17 protein-coding genes and 2 pseudogenes are annotated in these 19,246 nt (G+C 64.1%); 15 read left to right on the top strand and 4 right to left on the bottom strand.

The annotated features are described in order from the left end of the window. The first annotated feature begins 19 nt into the window (after nt 1-19). From ONR75_RS00305 to ccoS, 15 genes and pseudogenes are all read left to right on the top strand, one after another. Nucleotides 20-1,246 carry an APC family permease gene (locus ONR75_RS00305; RefSeq protein ID WP_265080889.1) on the top strand — a complete coding sequence of 409 codons (1,227 nt, stop codon included), beginning with the start codon at nt 20-22 and terminating at the stop codon, nt 1,244-1,246. Between the two features lie 96 nt (nt 1,247-1,342). Further along, nucleotides 1,343-2,182, top strand: coding sequence for a universal stress protein (locus ONR75_RS00300; protein WP_265080888.1), 840 nt, complete (start codon nt 1,343-1,345; stop codon nt 2,180-2,182). Nucleotides 2,183-2,252: 70 nt separating this feature from the next. Beyond that, entirely contained in the window at nt 2,253-3,479 is a 1,227-nt protein-coding gene (locus ONR75_RS00295) for an efflux RND transporter periplasmic adaptor subunit (protein ID WP_265080887.1), read from the top strand. Then, nucleotides 3,476-4,702, top strand: coding sequence for an ABC transporter permease (locus ONR75_RS00290; protein WP_265080886.1), 1,227 nt, complete (start codon nt 3,476-3,478; stop codon nt 4,700-4,702). The genes ONR75_RS00295 and ONR75_RS00290 overlap by 4 nt, the downstream gene beginning before the upstream one ends. After that, a complete protein-coding gene (locus ONR75_RS00285) occupies nt 4,695-5,378 on the top strand; it encodes an ABC transporter ATP-binding protein (RefSeq protein ID WP_265080885.1) in 684 nt (227 codons plus the stop codon). The genes ONR75_RS00290 and ONR75_RS00285 overlap by 8 nt, the downstream gene beginning before the upstream one ends. Before the next feature lie 107 nt (nt 5,379-5,485). After that, on the top strand, nt 5,486-6,451 hold the full coding sequence (locus ONR75_RS00280; protein WP_265080884.1) for a tripartite tricarboxylate transporter substrate-binding protein: 966 nt from the start codon (nt 5,486-5,488) through the stop codon (nt 6,449-6,451). 74 nt (nt 6,452-6,525) lie between these two features. After that, on the top strand, nt 6,526-6,900 hold the full coding sequence (locus ONR75_RS00275) for a nuclear transport factor 2 family protein (RefSeq protein WP_265080883.1): 375 nt from the start codon (nt 6,526-6,528) through the stop codon (nt 6,898-6,900). A gap of 266 nt (nt 6,901-7,166) precedes the next feature. Continuing rightward, a complete protein-coding gene (gene ccoN / locus ONR75_RS00270; RefSeq protein WP_265080882.1) occupies nt 7,167-8,813 on the top strand; it encodes a cytochrome-c oxidase, cbb3-type subunit I in 1,647 nt (548 codons plus the stop codon). Between the two features lie 9 nt (nt 8,814-8,822). Then, nucleotides 8,823-9,557, top strand: a complete 735-nt coding sequence (ccoO, locus tag ONR75_RS00265; protein WP_265080881.1) for a cytochrome-c oxidase, cbb3-type subunit II — start codon at nt 8,823-8,825, stop codon at nt 9,555-9,557. 9 nt (nt 9,558-9,566) lie between these two features. Further along, on the top strand, nt 9,567-9,731 hold the full coding sequence (locus ONR75_RS00260; protein WP_265080880.1) for a cbb3-type cytochrome oxidase subunit 3: 165 nt from the start codon (nt 9,567-9,569) through the stop codon (nt 9,729-9,731). A gap of 7 nt (nt 9,732-9,738) precedes the next feature. Next, nucleotides 9,739-10,599, top strand: a pseudogene (gene ccoP / locus ONR75_RS00255) (cytochrome-c oxidase, cbb3-type subunit III); the annotation flags it as partial. Between the two features lie 118 nt (nt 10,600-10,717). Continuing rightward, a complete protein-coding gene (ccoG, locus tag ONR75_RS00250) occupies nt 10,718-12,178 on the top strand; it encodes a cytochrome c oxidase accessory protein CcoG (RefSeq protein WP_265080879.1) in 1,461 nt (486 codons plus the stop codon). 73 nt (nt 12,179-12,251) lie between these two features. Then, a pseudogene (locus ONR75_RS00245) lies at nt 12,252-12,697 on the top strand (FixH family protein). A 10-nt stretch (nt 12,698-12,707) separates the two neighbouring features. Next, nucleotides 12,708-14,900, top strand: a complete 2,193-nt coding sequence (locus tag ONR75_RS00240; RefSeq protein ID WP_265080878.1) for a cation-translocating P-type ATPase — start codon at nt 12,708-12,710, stop codon at nt 14,898-14,900. Beyond that, on the top strand, nt 14,900-15,076 hold the full coding sequence (ccoS, locus tag ONR75_RS00235; protein WP_265080877.1) for a cbb3-type cytochrome oxidase assembly protein CcoS: 177 nt from the start codon (nt 14,900-14,902) through the stop codon (nt 15,074-15,076). The genes ONR75_RS00240 and ccoS overlap by 1 nt, the downstream gene beginning before the upstream one ends. A gap of 15 nt (nt 15,077-15,091) precedes the next feature. Here the strand turns inward: ccoS and ONR75_RS00230 are convergent, their stop codons facing one another. From ONR75_RS00230 to ONR75_RS00215, 4 genes are all read right to left on the bottom strand, one after another. Next, entirely contained in the window at nt 15,092-15,292 is a 201-nt protein-coding gene (locus tag ONR75_RS00230; protein ID WP_265080876.1) for a hypothetical protein, read from the bottom strand. A 39-nt stretch (nt 15,293-15,331) separates the two neighbouring features. Continuing rightward, entirely contained in the window at nt 15,332-18,070 is a 2,739-nt protein-coding gene (locus tag ONR75_RS00225) for a bifunctional acetate--CoA ligase family protein/GNAT family N-acetyltransferase (protein ID WP_265080875.1), read from the bottom strand. Nucleotides 18,071-18,113: 43 nt separating this feature from the next. Continuing rightward, a complete protein-coding gene (locus tag ONR75_RS00220) occupies nt 18,114-18,557 on the bottom strand; it encodes an HPP family protein (RefSeq protein ID WP_265080874.1) in 444 nt (147 codons plus the stop codon). 94 nt (nt 18,558-18,651) lie between these two features. Next, a complete protein-coding gene (locus ONR75_RS00215; RefSeq protein WP_265080873.1) occupies nt 18,652-19,131 on the bottom strand; it encodes an Hsp20/alpha crystallin family protein in 480 nt (159 codons plus the stop codon). Between the last annotated feature and the right edge of the window lie 115 nt (nt 19,132-19,246).

The following is a 19,246-nucleotide window of genomic DNA, read 5'->3' as shown; positions in this document are numbered from 1 at the left end:
ACATTTGGCACAGAACGACATGCCTGACCCTCGCGCCCAGGAGTCGCCGGCGCTGCGTCGCCGCCTCGGCCTGCCGCTGCTGACACTGTACGGCATCGGCATCACCGTCGGTGCGGGCATCTATGTGTTGATCGGCGCGGTTGCCGGCCAGGCCGGCGTCTACGCGCCGTGGTCGTTCGTGCTGGCCGCGGTGGTGATGGCGTTCACCGTGGCCTCCTATGCCGAGCTGTCGACGCGCTTCCCGGTCAGCGCCGGCGAGGCTGCCTATGTGCGGGCGGCGTTCGGGTCGCGCACGCTGTCCACCGCCACGGGTCTGCTGACCATCGTCATTGGTGTGGTGTCATCGTCCACCGTCACCCTCGGCGCCATCGGCTATCTCCGACAATTCGTCGATCTGCCGCAGGGCATTCTGGTGCTGGGGGTGGTGGCGCTGCTGGCCGCCGTCGCGGCCTGGGGAATCCTGGAATCGGTCGTGCTCGCCGGAATCTTCACGCTGGTCGAGGTCGGCGGCCTCCTGATCGTCATTGTCGCGGCGGTTCGTGTCGACCTGCCGATCGGCACCACGCTGGCGAAGCTGCCGCCGCCCGAGATCGGGGCGCTGTCGGGCATAGGCTTTGCCAGCCTGCTAGCGTTCTTCGCCTTCATCGGCTTCGAGGATCTCGCCAATGTGGTCGAGGAAGCCGAGAATCCGCGCCGCGACATTCCGCGCGCCATGGCGCTGACCCTGCTGGTGTCGACGGTGCTCTACGTGGTCGTCGCCGCGGTCGCGGTGACGGCGGTCTCGACGGAGCGGCTGGCGGCGTCGGCGGCGCCGCTCAGCCTGGTGTTCCGCGAGGTCGCCGGCGTCAGCCCGGCGACCATCAGCGTTATCGCCATCGTCGCCACCCTGAACACCATCCTCGCGCAGATGACCATGGCGGCGCGGGTGATCTATGGCATGGCGAGGCAGGGCGACTTGCCCGTATCGCTCGGCGCCGTGCATCAGGCAACGGGAACGCCGCTGCTGGCCACCGCGCTGATCGCTGCGGCGGTCATCCTGCTGGCGCTGGGCGTTTCCTTCGTCCGGCTCGCCGAGTGGACGTCGCTGGCGACGCTTGCGGTGTTCGCGCTGGTCAATCTGGCGTTGCTTTGGCTGCGCTGGCGCGGCGTGACGTCGGCCCAGCCGCACGTCACGGTGCCGGCCTGGATCCCTGCCGCGGGATTGTTCAGCTGCCTTGTCATGATTGCAGCCGGGCTGCTCCGCTAACGGGTCCCGGCCGCGCCATTCCTGCGCTAGATCAATTCGCCGCGGTGGAAGGTGCTCTACGCTCGCTAAGTGTAACTCAGGCGGGCGGAGAGATAGATGGCCATCAAGGACATGCTGCTGACATTGACGACCTATCCGGAGCCGACGCCGGTGCAGGTGGTCGAGGACGCTGTCGCCGTCGCCGCGTTACTCGGCTCGCATATCGCGGCCATTGCCTGCGAGACCCATGTGGAGGTGCCGGGCAGTTTCCTCTCGAGTTCGCTGGTCAACGTCGCCGCCCTTGTGGCCGACGAAGCGCGCAAGAGCCTCGTCAACGCCCGCAATCTGCTGGCGACGTTCGAGGCGACAGCGGCTAAGCAGGGCGTGCTGTACGAGACGATCACCGAGCGTTGCATGGCCGACGAGGTGCCTGACGTCATGGTCGACTACGCCAAGCTGCGCGACCTGACCATCGTCTCGGTTCCGGAGGGCTCCGATGAATGGATCGCCGAAGCGATCATCTTCGGGTCCGGCAGGCCGACGCTGGTATTGCCGGATCGGCCGCGTATCCGGCCGCTCGAATTGAAGACCGTCCTGGTGGCGTGGGATTTCAGCCGCGCTGCGACGCGCGCCGTCGCCGACGCCATGCCGATCCTTGAACAGGCCGGCTCTGTCCGCATTGTCACAGTGTCCGGTGAGAAGGATTTCGACAGCAATCGCTCTGCCGAAGAACTGGCCAAGAACCTGGCGCGCCACGGCCTCAACGTGGTGCTGGAGGAAGTCGATGCCGGCGACGATGATATTGGTGACGTGCTGGAGGCCCGCGCGCTGGCCTGCAGCGCCGATCTGCTGGTGATGGGCGCCTACGGCCATTCCCGATTCCGCGAATTCATCCTCGGCGGTGCCACCCGGAGCCTGCTGGCAGAGGCCCCGTTGCCGATTCTGTTCTCGCACTGACGTGGCGCCGTCAGCGACACACATGGTCCAGGGATGAACGAGCAGACACTTCCTCCCGCGCATCCACGCCGTGACGGGCGCGAAGGTCTGGGGCGCATTGTGGTCCCATCGCTGGTTCGTGCTGGCTGTCGTTGTCGCGCTCGGCATCGGCGGCTGGCAGGGGGTGCGATTGCTGCTCGGCCCATCTGTTGTTGTCGACGTGGTCAAGCGCGGCGATCTGGTGGAGACCGTGGTCGCCAGCGGCCACGTCGAGACGCCGTTCCGGGTCGAGATCGGCAGCCAGATCACGGGGACCGTGAATGATGTGCTGGTCAAGGAAGGCGAGCACGTCGCCAAGGGCCAGCCGTTGATCGCGCTGGAGGCGCGCGAACTGAAGGCCGCGGTGGTGCAGTCCACCGGCGCAGTCGCGCAGGCCGAAGCCCGGATGCGCCAGCTCGCCGAGCTGACCTTGCCTTCGGCGAAGGAAGCGCTGACTCAGGCCAAGGCCAACCTGCTGAATGCGCAGCAGACATTCGACCGCACCTCGCAATTGACGCAGAACGGCTACGCCACGCGGGCGGCGCTCGACGACGCGCAAAAGGTGCTCGACGTCGCGCGAACCCAGGTGCGCACCGCGGAATTCCAAGTCTATACCGCCAGTCCCGAGGGCAGCGACTACGTCATGGCGCAGACCCAGCTCAACCAGGCGCGCGCCAATCTCGACACCGCGGAATCGCGGCTCGGTTATGCCACCATTGCTGCACCGCGCGACGGCGTGTTGATCACGCGCAATGTCGAACGCGGCACAGTCGCCCAGCCGGGCAAGGCCCTGCTGGTTCTGGCGCCGGCCGGCGAGCTGCAACTGGTTCTGCAAATCGACGAGCGCAATCTTGGCAAGTTGGCGCTTGGCCAGAAAGCCGTCGCCTCGGCAGATGCTTACCCGGATCGGCGGTTCGCTGCGGTGGTGTCCTACATCAACCCCGGCATCGATATTTCGCGCGCTTCGGTGGAGGTCAAACTGACGGTATCCGATCCGCCGGACTATCTGCGGCAGGACATGACCGTATCGGTCGATATTAGCGTGGCCGAGCGTGACGACACGTTGGTGCTTCCCATCCGCTCGGTTCACGATTCGCTCTCCGGACAGCCTTGGGTGCTCGGAATCAAGGACGGGCGGGCGAGCAAGAAGCCGGTCCGGCTCGGTCTGCGTGGCAATACCCAGTTCGAGATGATCGATGGCCTTGCGGAGGGAGAGCCTGCAATCCCCGCCAATTCCGGTGTCGTCACCGGGCAGCGTGTGCGGGCGGTTCAGCCATGACCCGATGGCTGCCGTTCGAGTGGATCGCGGCGGTCCGTTTCCTTCGCGAAGGCCGCATGCAGACGCTGTTCATCATCGGCGGCATTTCGATCGGTGTCGGAGTGATCGTCTTCATGTCGGCGATGCTGGCTGGACTGCAGGCGAATTTCATCAAGCGGGTGCTGACCTCGCAGCCACAGATCCAGCTGCTCACGCCCGATCAGGTCGCGCGCCCGCTGCGCAACGCCCCCGGCCTGTTCGAGGATGCCACCATCCAGCGTCCGAGTCAGCGCGTCGTCTCCATCGACCAGTGGCCGAAGATTCGCGACCAGATGCTGGCGATGCCGGAAGTGACGGCGGTCTCGCCGACGATCCTGGGCTCCGGCCTGGCGATTCGCGGTGACGCCAACCGTGCGATCTCGATTTCCGGCGTCGAGCCGGCGTCCTATTTCAAGATCGTGCGAATACCCGACTACATCGTCGCCGGCGAGGCGCGGCTGACCAGCGAGGACATTGTCATCGGCACCGAACTGGCGAAAAATCTTGGCGCGACGGTCGGCGACAAGCTCAATATCCAGGCGGCATCGGGCGCCAATCGCGTGCTGACCGTTACCGGGTTGGCGGATTTCGGCAACAAGGGTGTCAACCAGCGCAATGCCTTCGTGGCGCTGCGCACGGCGCAATCGCTGCTCGGCATGATCGGCGGCGTCACCACCATCGATATCACGGTGAGCGACATCTATGCCGCGGAGGATATCGCGCAGAGGATCCAGGCGTCGAACGCGGTGCAGGCCGACAGCTGGATCAAGACCAACGCGCAGTTTTTCACCGCGGTTCAGGCGCAGCAGACCTCGAATACCCTGATCAGGGTGTTCGTCGGCATGTCGGTGGCGTTCGGGATCGCCGCGGTGCTGATCGTCTCGGTGATCCAGCGTTCCAAGGATATTGGCATCCTGCGGGCGATGGGGACATCGCGGGGGCAGGTGCTGCGGGTATTCCTGCTGCAGGGCGGCCTGCTCGGCTTTTTCGGCTCGCTGATCGGCGCCACGCTGGGCGCTTTGACCCTCATGTACTGGCACTCGGTCGCCGTGCAGGCCGATGGATCGGAACTGTTCCCGCTGATCCTGGAGCGGCAATTGTTTGTCAACACTGCGGTGCTGGCGACCCTGACGGGCTTGCTGGCGGCCACCGCTCCGGCGCTGCGTGCCGCGAAACTCGATCCCGTGGTGGCAATCCGTGGCTGATGAAATCCTGCGCCTCGAGAAGGTCTGCAAGGCCTACAATGTCGGTCAATCCTCCGAGACCGAGGTGCTGCATGATATCGACCTGACGCTGGAGCGCGGCGAATTCCTGGCACTGATGGGGCCGTCCGGGTCCGGCAAGAGCACCCTGCTCAACATCGTCGGGTTGCTCGACCGGCCGACGTCGGGACGGCTTTACATCAAGGGCCAGGACACGGGCAGTCTCAACGACGCCGAACTGACCCGGTTGCGCGGCCATACCATCGGCTTCGTGTTCCAGTCCCACCTGCTGATCTCGGCCTTCACCGCACAGGAGAATGTGATGATGCCGATGCTGGTGGATCGCGGCTTTCCCGCCGCGGACATGGAAGCGCGGTCGCGACAGCTTCTCGCTCAGGTCGGACTCGAAAAGGTCGCCGGCAATCTCGCCACCAACATGTCGGGCGGCCAGCAGCAGCGGGTCGCTGTCGCGCGTGCGCTGGCGATGAGCCCCGACCTGGTTCTCGCCGATGAGCCCACCGGAAATCTGGACACAAAGTCCGCCGAGAGCGTGTTCGAGCTGATGCGGCAGGTCAACCGCGACAGCGGCACCAGCTTCCTGCTGGTCACCCACAATCTCGATCTGGCGAAGCGCTGCGACCGCATCATCGACGTCGTCGACGGTCGCATTCAGCGCTGAGCAAGCGAGCGCATTGCAGCATGCTGTCTCCAGCCTGATTGCGAATCCATCCGTTGCGCCGTCATGCCATCCTCGTACACTCCCCGACAAAATCAGGGAGGGGATACATGGCTTGTTTCAGGCTGGGGTCTGCTTGTCTCGTGTTGGCGCTGGCGTTCGGGGTGGCAGCCGCTGCCGACGATTATCCCAGCCGTCCGATCACCCTGATCGTGCCGTTTGCCGCCGGCGGCAGCTCCGACGTCAACGCCCGGCTGATCGGCGAGCAGATGAGCCAGCATCTCGGCCAGCGCATCGTCATTGAAAATATCGGCGGCGCCGGAGGTGCCGTAGCTCTGGCCCGCGTCGCACAGGCGCCGCCCGACGGCTACACCATCGTGCAGGGCAACAGCGGCACAAACACCGCGGTCTATCTGTTCACCCCCGACGTGAAATTCACCCCGGAGGACTTCGCGGCGATCGGCATGTTCAACAAGAGTTCGGCGGTTGTCGCGGTGCGCAAGAACTTTCCGGCCCGCACCTTGGCCGAATTCATCGCCCACGCCCGGCAGCATCCCGGCACCCTGAACATCGGTCATTCCGGCGTCGGTTCGCAGAATTACCTGTTCTGCAAGGCCTTCATCCAGGCCGCCGCGATCGACGTGACGCTGGTCGGCTATCGCGGCGGCGGACCGGCGCTGAACGACCTGATCGGCGGCCAGATCGACGGGCTGTGCGATTCGTCGGCCTCGGTGACCCCCGCGATCCAGGGCGGGCTGGTGCGCGGCATCGCGCTGGCCTCGAAGACCCGGCTGGCGCATCTGCCTGATGTCCCGACCGCTGCCGAGGCCGGGCTGCCGCAATTCGAGATCCAGGGCTGGTATGCGCTGTTCGCCCCGAAGGGCACGCCGCCGGTCGTCATCGCCAGACTCAACGCGGCGATGCGTGCCGGCGTGGCAAGCGCGGATTACCAGAAGCGGCTCGACGATCTCGGTTCCTACCCCGCCGATGACAGCGAAATGAAGCCGGACTATCTCGCGCAACTCGTGCCGCGTGAAATCGATAAATTCCGGAAAATGCTTGGCGACGGCAAGTGACCTGGCGGTTTCCATGCGGTGGTACTCTGTGGCATAGTCGCGACGGGATCGCTTTCATCTGAAGGAGACCAGCCTTGTCCTACGACCGTTCCACACTCGACGCAGTGGTCCAGCACTACTTCGATGGTCTCTACGATGGCGACGCTGACAAGCTCGCCGCCATCTTCCATCCCACCGCAGACCTGCGCTGGGTCGAAGGCGGCGAGCTGAAGATCCTCACTTTGCCGGAGTGGCTGGCACTGGTGCGCACGCGGGGATCGGCCAGGGCCGAAGGCAAGGCGCGCGACGATTTCGTCGTCACCGTCGACCGTTCGGATGAGGCGACGGCCTTCGTCAAGGTTCGCTGCCAGCTGCCACCGCGCTATTTTACCGATTACCTGGTGGCGATGAAGCTCGCAGACGGCTGGCAGATCGTGTCCAAGGCCTACCGCTACGACATGCGGGGATGATTGCGGCCCGCTGCCGCCTGACCGGACGCGCCTGATCAGGATCGTCCGCACGTCCTCTTCCCTGGCGTGTTTATTCGTTGACACCGCGCTGGCCCTCAGATTTTGAGCCGCGCGTCGATCGGTGCTGCCTGACAGGGGCGGCCTTATGTTGCGGTCCGGACATTCAACAAGCTTCTTCCACAATCGCGCCATGATTTGATTTCGATCAAATCGGGGATCGCGCCGCTGTGATTGATAGTCTCAGCCTCGCACATAAAAGATTCAGCATGACACAGACACACAATGGGAAATCGATGACGGGCGGCGAAGCGGGCCTGGCGGGCCTGCTCGCGGTGTCCGTCTTCTTATGCATCGTCGCCACGGCCAAGGCGGAAGATGCCGCCTTCGCATTCCACGCCGCGCTCAGCGCGGCGGCAAGTCTGGCTGGCGTCTTTGCCATCCTGAACCGCTACTATGATCGCAAGGAGCTGGCGCCGCAGGAAATCTTCGGCCGGCCGAATTACAATTACGGCCCGATCAAGTTTGCCAGCTTCATGGCGGTGTTCTGGGGCATTGCCGGCTTCACCGTCGGCCTGCTGATCGCCTGCCAGCTGGCCTGGCCGATCCTCAACTTCGATCTGCCCTGGACCAGCTTCGGGCGGCTTCGCCCGCTGCATACCTCGGCGGTGATCTTTGCCTTCGGCGGCAACGTGCTGATCGCCACCTCGTTCTATGTGGTGCAGAAGACCTCGCGAGTTCGTCTCGCCGGCGACCTGTCGCCGTGGTTCGTGGTGCTTGGCTACAACTTCTTCATCCTGATCGCCGGCACCGGCTATCTGCTCGGCGTAACCCAGTCGAAGGAATATGCCGAGCCGGAATGGTATGCCGATGCGTGGCTGACCATCGTCTGGGTGGTCTATCTGCTGGTGTTCCTGATGACGCTGGTGAAGCGCAAGGAACCCCACATCTACGTCGCCAACTGGTTCTATCTCGCCTTCATCGTGACCATCGCCGTGCTGCATCTCGGCAACAATCCGGCAATCCCGGTCTCGGTGTTCGGCTCGAAGTCCTACGTCGCCTGGGGCGGCGTGCAGGATGCCATGTTCCAGTGGTGGTACGGTCATAACGCGGTCGGCTTCTTCCTCACCGCCGGCTTCCTCGCCATCATGTACTACTTCATTCCGAAGCGGGCAGAGCGGCCGGTCTACTCCTACCGGCTCTCGATCATCCACTTCTGGGCGATCATCTTCCTCTACATCTGGGCCGGCCCGCACCATCTGCACTACACGGCGCTGCCGGACTGGGCGCAGACGCTCGGCATGACCTTCTCCATCATGCTGTGGATGCCGTCCTGGGGCGGAATGATCAACGGCCTGATGACGCTGTCCGGCGCCTGGGACAAGCTGCGCACCGATCCCGTGCTGCGCATGCTGGTAGTGTCGGTGGCATTCTACGGCATGTCGACCTTCGAGGGGCCGCTGATGTCCATCAAGGTGGTGAACTCGCTGAGCCACTACACCGACTGGACCATCGGTCACGTTCACTCCGGTGCGCTCGGCTGGGTCGGCTTCGTCTCCTTCGGCGCGCTCTACTGCCTGGTGCCGTGGATCTGGGAACGCAAGGCGCTGTACAGCCTGAAGCTGGTCAGCTGGCACTTCTGGATCGCGACCATCGGCATCGTGCTCTACATCTCCGCGATGTGGGTGTCGGGCATCCTGCAGGGCCTGATGTGGCGTGCCTACACCTCGCTCGGCTTCCTTGAATACTCCTTCATCGAGACCGTCGAGGCGATGCACCCCTTCTACATCATTCGCGCCTTGGGCGGCGCGCTGTTCCTGATCGGCGCACTGATCATGGCTTACAATCTTTGGATGACGGTGCGGGTCGGCGAGGCGTTGGTTGAAACCGGCGCCACCCTGCAGCCGGCTGAATAGGGGCTATCAATGTCTTTCTGGACCCGACACCAAATCTTCGAGAAGAATTCGATCATCCTGGTCGTTGGTATTCTCCTGGTCATCGCCGTGGGCGGTCTCGTCGAGATCACGCCGCTGTTCTATCTCAAGAGCACGATCGAAGTCGTCGATGGCGTCCGCCCTTACACGCCGCTGGAATTGACCGGTCGCAACATCTACGTGCGGGAAGGCTGCTATCTTTGCCACTCGCAGATGGTTCGGCCACTGCGCGACGAGGTCGAGCGCTACGGCCACTATTCGCTGGCCGCGGAAAGCATGTATGACCATCCGTTCCAGTGGGGTTCCAAGCGCACCGGACCGGATCTCGCCCGGGTCGGCGCCAAGTATTCCGATGAGTGGCACGTCACCCATCTGACCAATCCCCGCGCCATTGTCCCGCAGTCGGTGATGCCTCCCTATTCGTTCCTTGCGGAAACCGAGATCAATCCGGAATCGATCGCCGATCATCTGCGCACCAGCCGCTTGGTCGGGGTGCCCTACACGGACGACCAGATTGCCAATGCGAGCGCCGACCTGAAGGCGCAGGCTGATCCGGACAGTGCCGGCGCGGATGCCTTCAGCAAGCGATACGCCAAGGCCGTGGTCCGCAACTTCGACGGCAAGCCCGGCAATCCGACCGAGATGGACGCCCTGGTCGCCTATCTGCAGATGCTGGGCACTCTCGTCGACTTCAAGCTTTACAACGAAAAAGCCAACCTCCGCTGAGAAACGAACATGAAAGCAATATTGACTGTTCAGAATTTCGCTTCGGATTTCGTCATGACGTTCTGGACGCCGATTTTCGTCGCGACGTTCATCGCAATCGTGGCCTACGCCTTGTGGCCGCGCAACAAGGAAACCTTCGACGCGGCAGCGCGACTGCCGTTGCGAGAGGAATAAAGCAATCATGAGCAAGCACGAGGATATCGATCAGGTCTCTGGAACCGCAACCACGGGTCACGAGTGGGACGGCATCAAGGAGCTGAACACGCCGCTGCCACGCTGGTGGATCATTACCTTCTATCTGACCATCGTGTGGGCGGTCGGCTACTGGATTGTCTATCCGGCGTGGCCGATGATTTCCGGCTACACGACAGGCGTCATGCACTATTCCTCGCGCGCCGATGTTGCCGTTGAACTGGCAAATCTGGAAACCATCCGCGGTGCCAAGATGGTGGCGCTCGGCAATGCGCCGCTGGCTGACATCGAAAAGGATCCGGCGCTGCTGGCGATGGCCCGCGCCCGCGGCAAGGCGGTGTTCGGCGACAACTGCGCGCCGTGTCACGGCAGCGGTGCGGCCGGCGCCAAGGGCTACCCCAACCTGAACGACGACGACTGGGTCTGGGGCGGTTCGCTTGAGCAGATCCAGCAGACCATCGAATTCGGCGCCCGCAATGGCAATGCCCAGGCACATGAAGGACAGATGCTTGCCTTCGGTCGCGACGGTACCCTGAAGAAGCCGGAGATCGTCACGGTGGCCAATTACGTCAGGTCGCTGTCCGGGCTTTCCACCGCTCCGGGCTACGATGCTGCGGCCGGCAAGAAGCTGTTCGCCGAGAATTGCGTCGCCTGCCACGGCGACGACGCCAAGGGCAATATCGAGCTTGGCGCGCCAAATCTCACCGACGGTATCTGGCTCTATGGGTCGGATCAGGCGACATTGGTGGAAACCATCACCAATGGCCGCGCCGGCGTGATGCCGGCTTGGGGTGGGCGTCTCGACCCCGCCACCATCAAGGCGCTGACCGTCTACGTTCATTCGCTCGGGGAGGCAAGTGAGCCTCCCGCTGGGAGCCGGGCTTTTCGGCAATTCTGTTTGAGGTGGATCAAATGCGCGTTTGAGATTGGGCTTAGGTTCAATCTGTAATGCGAGATGAATCCTTACCATGAACCAGCCTGTCCGACCCAGCGAACTGCAAGTTGACGACTATGGGCCGCTTTATGCGGCCCATAAGAAGGTCTACCCCCAGAGTGTTTCCGGTACCTTCCGCCGTATCAAGTGGGGCCTGATGGCCTTCTGCCTCGGCGTCTACTACCTGCTGCCGTTCGTGCGCTGGAATCGTGGTCTCGGCGCGCCCGACCAGGCGGTGCTGATCGACCTTCCCAACAGCCGCTTCTATTTCTTCTTCATCGAGCTGTGGCCGCAGGAGGTGTATTATTTCACCGGGCTGCTGGTCGTCGCCGCGCTCACTTTGTTCCTGATGAATTCCATCGGCGGCCGGATCTGGTGCGGCTATCTGTGTCCGCAGACCGTGTGGACGGATGTGTTCTACGCCGTCGAGCGGCTGATCGAGGGCGACCGCCGCGAGCGCATGAAAAAGGATGCCGCCGGCGGCATGAACATGCAGCGCTTCGCGGAAATCCTGCTCAAGCATTCGATCTGGCTGATGATCGCATGGTGGACCGGCGGCGCCTGGGTACTGTATTTCAACGATGCGCCGACGCTGGTGAAGGAGCTGGTGACCTTCCAGGCGCCGATGATCGCCTATATCTGGATCGGCATCTTGACCGCCACGACCTATGTGCTGGCCGGCTTCATGCGCGAGCAGGTCTGCGTCTACATGTGCCCGTGGCCGCGCATCCAGGCCGCGCTGACCGACGAATGGGCGCTCAACGTCACCTACAAATACGACCGCGGCGAATCGCGAACGTCGCTGAAGAAGGCGGCAGAGCTGCGTGCCCTCGGTCAGCCCGTCGGCGATTGCATCGATTGCTATCAATGCGTCGCGGTCTGCCCGACCGGCATCGACATCCGCGACGGTTCGCAGATGGATTGCATCCAGTGCGGGCTATGCATCGATGCCTGCGACACAGTCATGGCCAAGATCGGTCGCGAACCCCGGTTGATCGGCTACGACAACGACATCAACATCCATCGTCGCATGGAAGGCAAGCCGGACGTGTTCCGGCCGATCCGGCCGCGCACCATCGTCTATCTGGCGATGATCGCGGCGGTCGGCGGCATCATGCTCTACGCGCTGCTGACCCGGACCCTGCTCGACATCAACGTGCTGCATGACCGCAACCCGGTGGCGGTCCGGCTGTCCGATGGCCAGATCCGCAACGCCTATACGGTCCGTCTGCTCAACAAGCGCGGCTTCGATCGCGTTGTGGCCATCGACGTCGACGGCCCCGCCAATCCGACCATCCACGTGGTCGGTGCGGATTCCGTCACTCCCGACCGTCCCATGATCGTGCTGGGGCGCGACCAGACCACCGAGCTTCGCGTGCTGGTCAGCGCGTCGCCGCTCAAGGAAGGCGAGAAATCCGTTCCGCTGAAAATTCGCGTCACCGACATCGGCCTCGGCGACGTGACCTCCGCCACCGACAATTTTGTGATGCCATGACCGCATCAAGGAGCCATTCATGAGCAAGCCCGTCGCCGCACCGCGTCCACTCACCGGGCGCATGGTCCTGATCATGCTGATCGCTTTTTCGGCGTGGTGTTCGGAGTCAATCTGACCCTGGCGAAGCTCGCCATCGACACGCTGCCCGGCACCGAAGTAGATAGCGCCTACAGCGCCAGCCTGGCCTACGAAGGCGAAATCGCTGCGGCCCGCAAGCAGAACGAGCGGGGCTGGAAGGTCGATGCCCATGTCGAGCGCGCTGCCGATGGCGTCGCCAACATCCTGGTCAATGCCCGCGACAGCCTGGGCAGCCCGCTGGCGGGGCTGGCTTTTTCCAGTCGTCTCGAGCGGCCGACGGATCGCCGCGGCGATCGCGAGGCCAATCTGGTCGAAGCCGAGAGCGCGGTCTATCGCGGCAAGGTCGCCGATGTGGCGCCCGGACAATGGGATCTCGTGCTGGAAGGCGATGCTTCCGGCCGGCGCGTGTTCCTGTCGAAGAGCCGTATCATCCTGAAGTAGGACCGCCGTCATGCTGGCAACGCGCGATTTCTCGCACTACGTGAAGAATGTTGGGTCGGGCCTGGCGCATATCGACCTTGCCGTCGAGGGCGTCAGTTGCGCCGGTTGCATGGCGAAGATCGAGCGCGGCCTCTCGGCGATCCCCGACGTGACGCTGGCACGGGTGAATCTGACCGACCGCCGCGTCGCGCTGGAGTGGAAGACTGGCACCCTCGATCCCGCCCGCTTCATCGATCGCCTGGCCGAACTCGGCTACAAGGCCTATCCGTTCGAAACCGTGCGCGCCGAAGCGGTCGAGGCCGAACAGTCCAGGTTCCTGATGCGCTGCCTCGGCGTCGCCGCCTTCGCCACTATGAACGTGATGATGCTGTCGATCCCGGTGTGGTCCGGCAGCGCCGGCGACATGATCCCCGAACAGCGCGATTTCTTCCACTGGCTGTCGGCGCTGATCGCGCTGCCCGCGGCCGCCTATGCCGGGCGGCCGTTCTTCCAGTCGGCCTGGCGCGTGCTGCGCACCGGCAACACCAACATGGACGTGCCGATCAGCATCGGCGTGGTGCTTGCGCTGGCGATGTCGGTTGCCGAGACCATCGCCCACGCCGAGCATACCTATTTCGATGCAGCCATCATGCTGCTGACCTTCCTGCTGGTCGGCCGCTATCTCGACCAGAACATGCGCCGCCGCACCCGTGCGGTCGCCGGCAATCTCGCCGCGTTGAAGGCCGAGACCGCCACAAAATTCGTCGCCGACAATGAAATCAGCGAGGTGCCGGTGGCGGCGCTGCGTGTAGGCGATATGGTGCTGCTGCGTCCGGGCGAGCGCTGCGCCGTCGACGGTACCGTGGTCGAGGGCCATTCCGAGATCGACCAGAGCCTGATTACCGGCGAGACGCTGTATGCGCCCGCCGAGCGCGGCACCGCGGTCTATGCCGGCACCATGAATATTTCCGGCACCCTGCGGATCCGGGTCTCGGCGGCGTCCGAAGGCACGCTGCTGGCGGAGATTACCCGGCTTCTGGAAAACGCCCTGCAGGCCCGCTCGCGCTATGTGCTGCTGGCCGACCGCGCGTCGCGGCTCTATGCGCCGGTGGTGCATGCCACCGCGCTGCTCACCATGATCGGCTGGGTGCTGGCCGGTGCCAGCTGGCATGACGCCATCGTCACCGCCGTCGCGGTGCTGATCATCACCTGCCCCTGCGCACTCGGCCTCGCTATTCCCACCGTGCAGACAGTCGCTTCCGGCGCCATGTTTCGTGCCGGTGTGCTGCTCAATGCCGGCGACGCCATTGAGCGCACCGCCGCGGTGACCCGCGTCATCTTCGACAAGACCGGCACCCTGACCCTGCCCGAACTCGACGTGGTCAACAGCGGCAATGTGCCGGCCGATATCCTTGAACTCGCAGGACGGCTGGCGCTGGCCAGCCATCATCCGGTCGCCGCCGCCGTGGCGCGTGCAGCCGGCGTGAAATCGCCGCTCAAGGGTGTAGTCGAGCAGCCCGGGCAGGGCGTGCGCGGTGAACTCGACGGAATCGAGCTGCGGCTCGGCCGGCCGTCGTTCTGCGGCGCCGAGGACATGGCGGAGCAGTTGCTGCGGCTCGATCCGGAAGTGTCCGTCGTCGCCTTCCGCATGGGCGATGAGCGTTATGTGTTCGCGGTCCGGCAAAGCCTGCGCCCCGATGCGCGGGAGATGATTGCCGGCCTCAAGGCCCGCGGCATCGCGGTGGAAATCCTGTCGGGCGATCGTGAGCTTGCGGTACACGCCGCGGCGCTGGCGCTCGGGGTCGACGAATGGCGCGCCGCCGTCACGCCGGCTGAGAAGATCGCGCGCATCGAGGCGCTGAAGAACCAGGGCATCAAGGTGATGATGGTCGGCGACGGCCTCAACGATGCGCCGGCGCTGGCCGCGGCGCATGTCTCCATGTCGCCGGTGACCGCCGCGCATCTGAGCCAGGCCGCCGCGGACATGGTGTTCCTCGGCAAGAAGCTGTCGCCCGTGGTCGCCGCCATCGATTATTCCCGCAAGGCATTGCGGTTGATGCAGCAGAATCTCTGGCTTGCGGTAGGTTACAACATCATCGCGGTGCCGGTGGCCATCACCGGCGTGGTGACGCCGCTGATCGCCGCATTGGCGATGTCCGGTTCGTCACTGCTGGTGATGCTGAACGCTTTGCGGGCGCGCCGGGTCGCGTCGGAAAGAACCTGATGGAAGTTCTCGTCTATCTCGTCCCGGCAGCGCTCGGCCTTGGGTTGGTCGGACTGCTGGGATTCATGTGGTCGCTGAAGAACGGCCAGTATGACGATATGGAAGGCGCCGCGTGGCGGGCTATCGCCGATGACGAGCCTGCGCCTACGACCCCCGCGGACGGCCCCGCCAAATAGGTTGCCTTGCCGACCTCAGCCGCAGCAGCACAGGAACGCCGTGACCGGCGCTTCCTGCCAGTGCGTCGGCTTCACGGCGAGTTCCTGCAGGGTCTCGGCATTCACCCAGCTCTTGCCGGTATGAAAGCAGGGGTAGCGCAGTTCATGGATGCGGTCGTCGATGATGGCCAGCTCGACTTCGCGAACCCGCGGCGCGGTTGAGATGTCTTTCCACATGCTCCGAATCTGCCAGTGGCGGCGGTGCCGCGCCTTGATTCAGATCAGCGCGGGCGCCTTTGTCTCTGTGTCTTTCCCGGGAGCCAGCGACAGCGTGACATGGTAGATGCTGTGGTCGTCGCGGTCCGGCTTCACGGCGAAGCCGAGATCCCGGCACATGTTGAGCATGACGGTATTGTCGGCCAGCACCTGGCCGGCGATGGTCGTCAGGCCCTCCGCCTTCGCGTAATCGATCATCAGCTGCATCAGCGCCCAGCCGAGCCCGCGTCCTTTCAGGTCCGAGCGCAGCAGGATGGCGTATTCGCCGCTGTCGTAGATCGAATCCGAATGCAGCCGGACGACGCCGATCATTTCGCCGCTGGCCTCGTTGAAGGCGACGAAGGCGATGGCGCGGGCATAGTCCAGCTGGGTCAGCCGGGCGATGAATTCATGGGTGAATTCCTTCATCGGCGCGAAGAAGCGCAGCCTGAGATCGCCGAGCGTGACATAGCGCAGCATTTCGTGGATCTGCGGTTCGTCTTCCGGGCGGATCGGCCGCGCGAACACGTTTAGCCCGTCCTTGAGCGAGAAACGGCGCTGCCATGAGGACGGGTAGGGGCGCACCGCGAAATTGCCATTGCCGGGGCCGGCGAATTTCTTCTGGATCACAGGCCGGACCGCGACGCGCGCGTCCACGGCGATCACGCCATTCTCGTCTGCCAGCAGCGGATTGATGTCGAGTTCGCTGACCTTCGGCAGATCGGCCGCCAGTTGCGCGACCTTGACCAGCGTACGTTCGACCTCGCCGGGCTTGACCGGAGGGACGTCCCGATAGCCGGCGAGAATGCGCGAGACCCGAGTGCGGCTCACGAGGTCGCTGGCGAGGTTGAGATCCAGCGGCGGCAGCGCCAGCGCCTTGTCGTTGATGACCTCCACCGCCGTGCCGCCACGGCCGAACACCACGATGGAGCCGAAGGTCGGATCGTTGGCGATGCCGAGGATCAGTTCCCGCGCCTTGGCGCGCACCATCATCGGCTGCACGATGACGCCGTCGATATGCGCGTCCGGCCGCTTGGCCTTGGCGCGATTGAACAGTTCGTTGACGGCGATGCGGACCGCCTCGACGCTGGTGACATTGAGGATGACGCCGCCGACATCGGACTTGTGCGGAATGTCCTTAGACAGGATCTTCAGCACCACCGTCTGGCCATTGGTGAAATGCACCGAAGCCTGCGCCGCCGCTTCGTCGGCGTTCGCTGCGGCGCCGGTAGCGACCATCGGGATCTGATAGGCGTCGAACAGCTGCTTCACCTCGATGGGATCGAGCCAGTCCCGTCCGTCGGTGATGGCCCCATCGACGATGGCGCGCGCGCGTTCCACGTCCGGCACGAAATCGCTGGGCAGGCTTGGCGGCACCTCGGCGAGCGCGGTGACGATCTCGCGGTGATGCACCAGATGCATGAAGCCGCGCACCGCGTCGTCCTCGGTGGCGTAGTTCGGAATGCCCGCGGCGCTGAGCGCCTTGATGATGTTCTGTTCGGCGCCGACCCAGACCGCCAGCACCGGCTTCGGAATCACATCGCGCTTGCGGCGATGCGAATCGATGACTCCGGTGACGGCCACGGCGATGTCGGCGGCGGGCGCGATGGCCGTCTGCACGTTCATCACCAGCACCGCGTCATTGCTCTTGTCAGCCAGCAGCAGCTCAAGCGTCGCGGCGTAGCGCGCGGCATCGGCATCGCCGACGATGTCGATCGGATTCGAGCCGGACCAGGTCGGCGGCAGGACGGCATCAAGCTGCTGCCGCGTATCGTCGCCGATGGCCGCGGGAATGCCGCCGAGTTCCGCCAGCCGGTCGATGGCCAGCACGCCGATGCCGCCGCCATTGGTCAGGATCGCGAGCCGCTTGCCCGGCGGCGCCTTGACCCGGCTGAGGGTTTCGACGCAATCGAACAGTTCGCGCAGGTCCGACACGCGCAGCATGCCGGCGCGGCGGAATGCCGCGTCATAGACATCGTCGGCGCCGGCCAGCGCGCCGGTGTGGGTCGCCGCCGCCTTGGCGCCCTGCGCCATGCGCCCGGCCTTGACCACGATCACCGGCTTCACGCGTGCCGCGGCGCGCGCCGCGGACATGAACTTGCGGGCATCCTTGATCGCTTCGACGTAGAGCAGGATCGCCTTGGTGCCCGAGTCCAGCGCGAAATAGTCGAGCAGGTCGGCGATATCGACATCGAGCTGGTCGCCGACCGACACGATGCCGGAAAACCCCACGCCGCGCTGCGAGGCCCAGTCCACCATGCCGGTGGCGATGGCGCCGGATTGCGAGATCAAAGCGAGATTGCCCGCCGCCGGCATGTGCGCGGCGAAACTGGCATTGAGCCGCGCGTTCGGCATCAGGATGCCGATGCAGTTGGGGCCGATCAGCCGCATGCCGTGTTGCCGGGCCGCGCTTTCGGTCGCCTCCGACAGCGAGCCGGTACCGTGGCCGAGGCCGGCACTGATGATGACCGCGCCGGCGACGCCGAGGGCGCCGGCTTCGGCGATGATGCCGGGGATCGCCGGCGCGGGCGCCGTGATGACGACCAGTTCGGGAACGAAGGGCAGCTCGGCGAGGCTGCTCACCGCCGTGGTGTCGCCGATCGTCCCGTAACGTGCGTTGACCAGGCCGAACTGGCCCTTGAAGCCCGCCGCAACGATGTTCTTCATCACCGCATGCCCGACGGAGCCGGGCCGCGGGCTCGCGCCAATCAGCGCCACCGAGCGCGGCGCAAGCAAGCTGCTCAATCGGTAGACGGACATCCGGTCACGACGTTTCTAAAGGGGGATCTGGTCGGTCGACGGATCATGAAGCTGACCGTCCGTCATCGATGGCACACGCCTGCAGGGCACGCATGACATCCTCGCGCGAGATGATGCCTTGCAGCCGATGGTCGGCCGTCGCCACGATGACGCTGCGCATGCGGTGCTCCACCATCAGTTGCAGCACCCTGACCAGCTTGCTGGATTCGTCGACCGCGATGAATTTCGGCGTCATGAGCTCGCCGACGGTGCGCTTCATGAGCTCTTCATAGTTCGGCACCATGCTGCCCGGCTGCAGCGCAAAGCACTTCAGGAAATCGAACTTGGTGACGATGCCGACAATCTTCGAATTCTCAACCACCGGATAGGTGTTGAAGTCGTCCTTCTCGACCAGCGTGTAGAGATCGCGCATGGTCATGTCGCGTGTCACCGTGGCGACATCGCGGGTCATGAAATTTCCGACGGTTTCTTCGAGAAATTTGTACACGCGCCATCCGCTGTTCGGTCTTGAGACTATATCACTCAGTTGGTCGCAGGAACAGTGGCGCGCCGCGGCTGGCCGCAGCGCGCCACCGAGACGATCAGGCTGCGGTTTTGATGTCAATCTTCTTCGACTGCGCCGGAGCCGGCTTGGGAACGGTCACCTTGAGCACGCCATTGGCGATCGTCGCCTTGATGCTGTCGAGGTTGACGCCAGCCGGCAGTTGGACGGTGCGCATGAACGAGCCATAGGTCCGCTCGACCAAGTGGTAATCCTTGTCCTTCTCTTCGCGCTGGTTCTTCTTCTCGCCGCGGATGGTCAGGAGATTGTCGGCGGCGTTGAGCTGGATGTCCTTTTCCTCAAGGCCGGGCAGGTCCGCGGTGATTTCGATTTCCTTGTCGGTTTCCGCGACGTCCATGTTGGGAACCAGCGGATAGGACGCGGACGAAAACGATGGCAGGCCGCGGGTGAAGCCGTCGAACAGGCGATCAATTTCCTGCTGCAGGGCGGAAAACGGGTTGGCGGCGGGGCGGCCAGGGCTGCGGTCCTGGCCGACGGGAATGAGCGATTTCATGTTCATGATATCCTCCATCTGGGGCTCCTTGCCCCGGTGAAGCGATACCGTATTTGCGGCATTGCTGTTTTGATCAGGGTCAAGTAGGCGCAAAGTTCATTGCGCCATAGATGAACCGGTG

It is taken from the genome of Rhodopseudomonas sp. P2A-2r (genome assembly GCF_026015985.1).
Lineage (GTDB): Bacteria > Pseudomonadota > Alphaproteobacteria > Rhizobiales > Xanthobacteraceae > Tardiphaga.
This window is presented reverse-complemented; position numbering and strand designations above follow the sequence as displayed.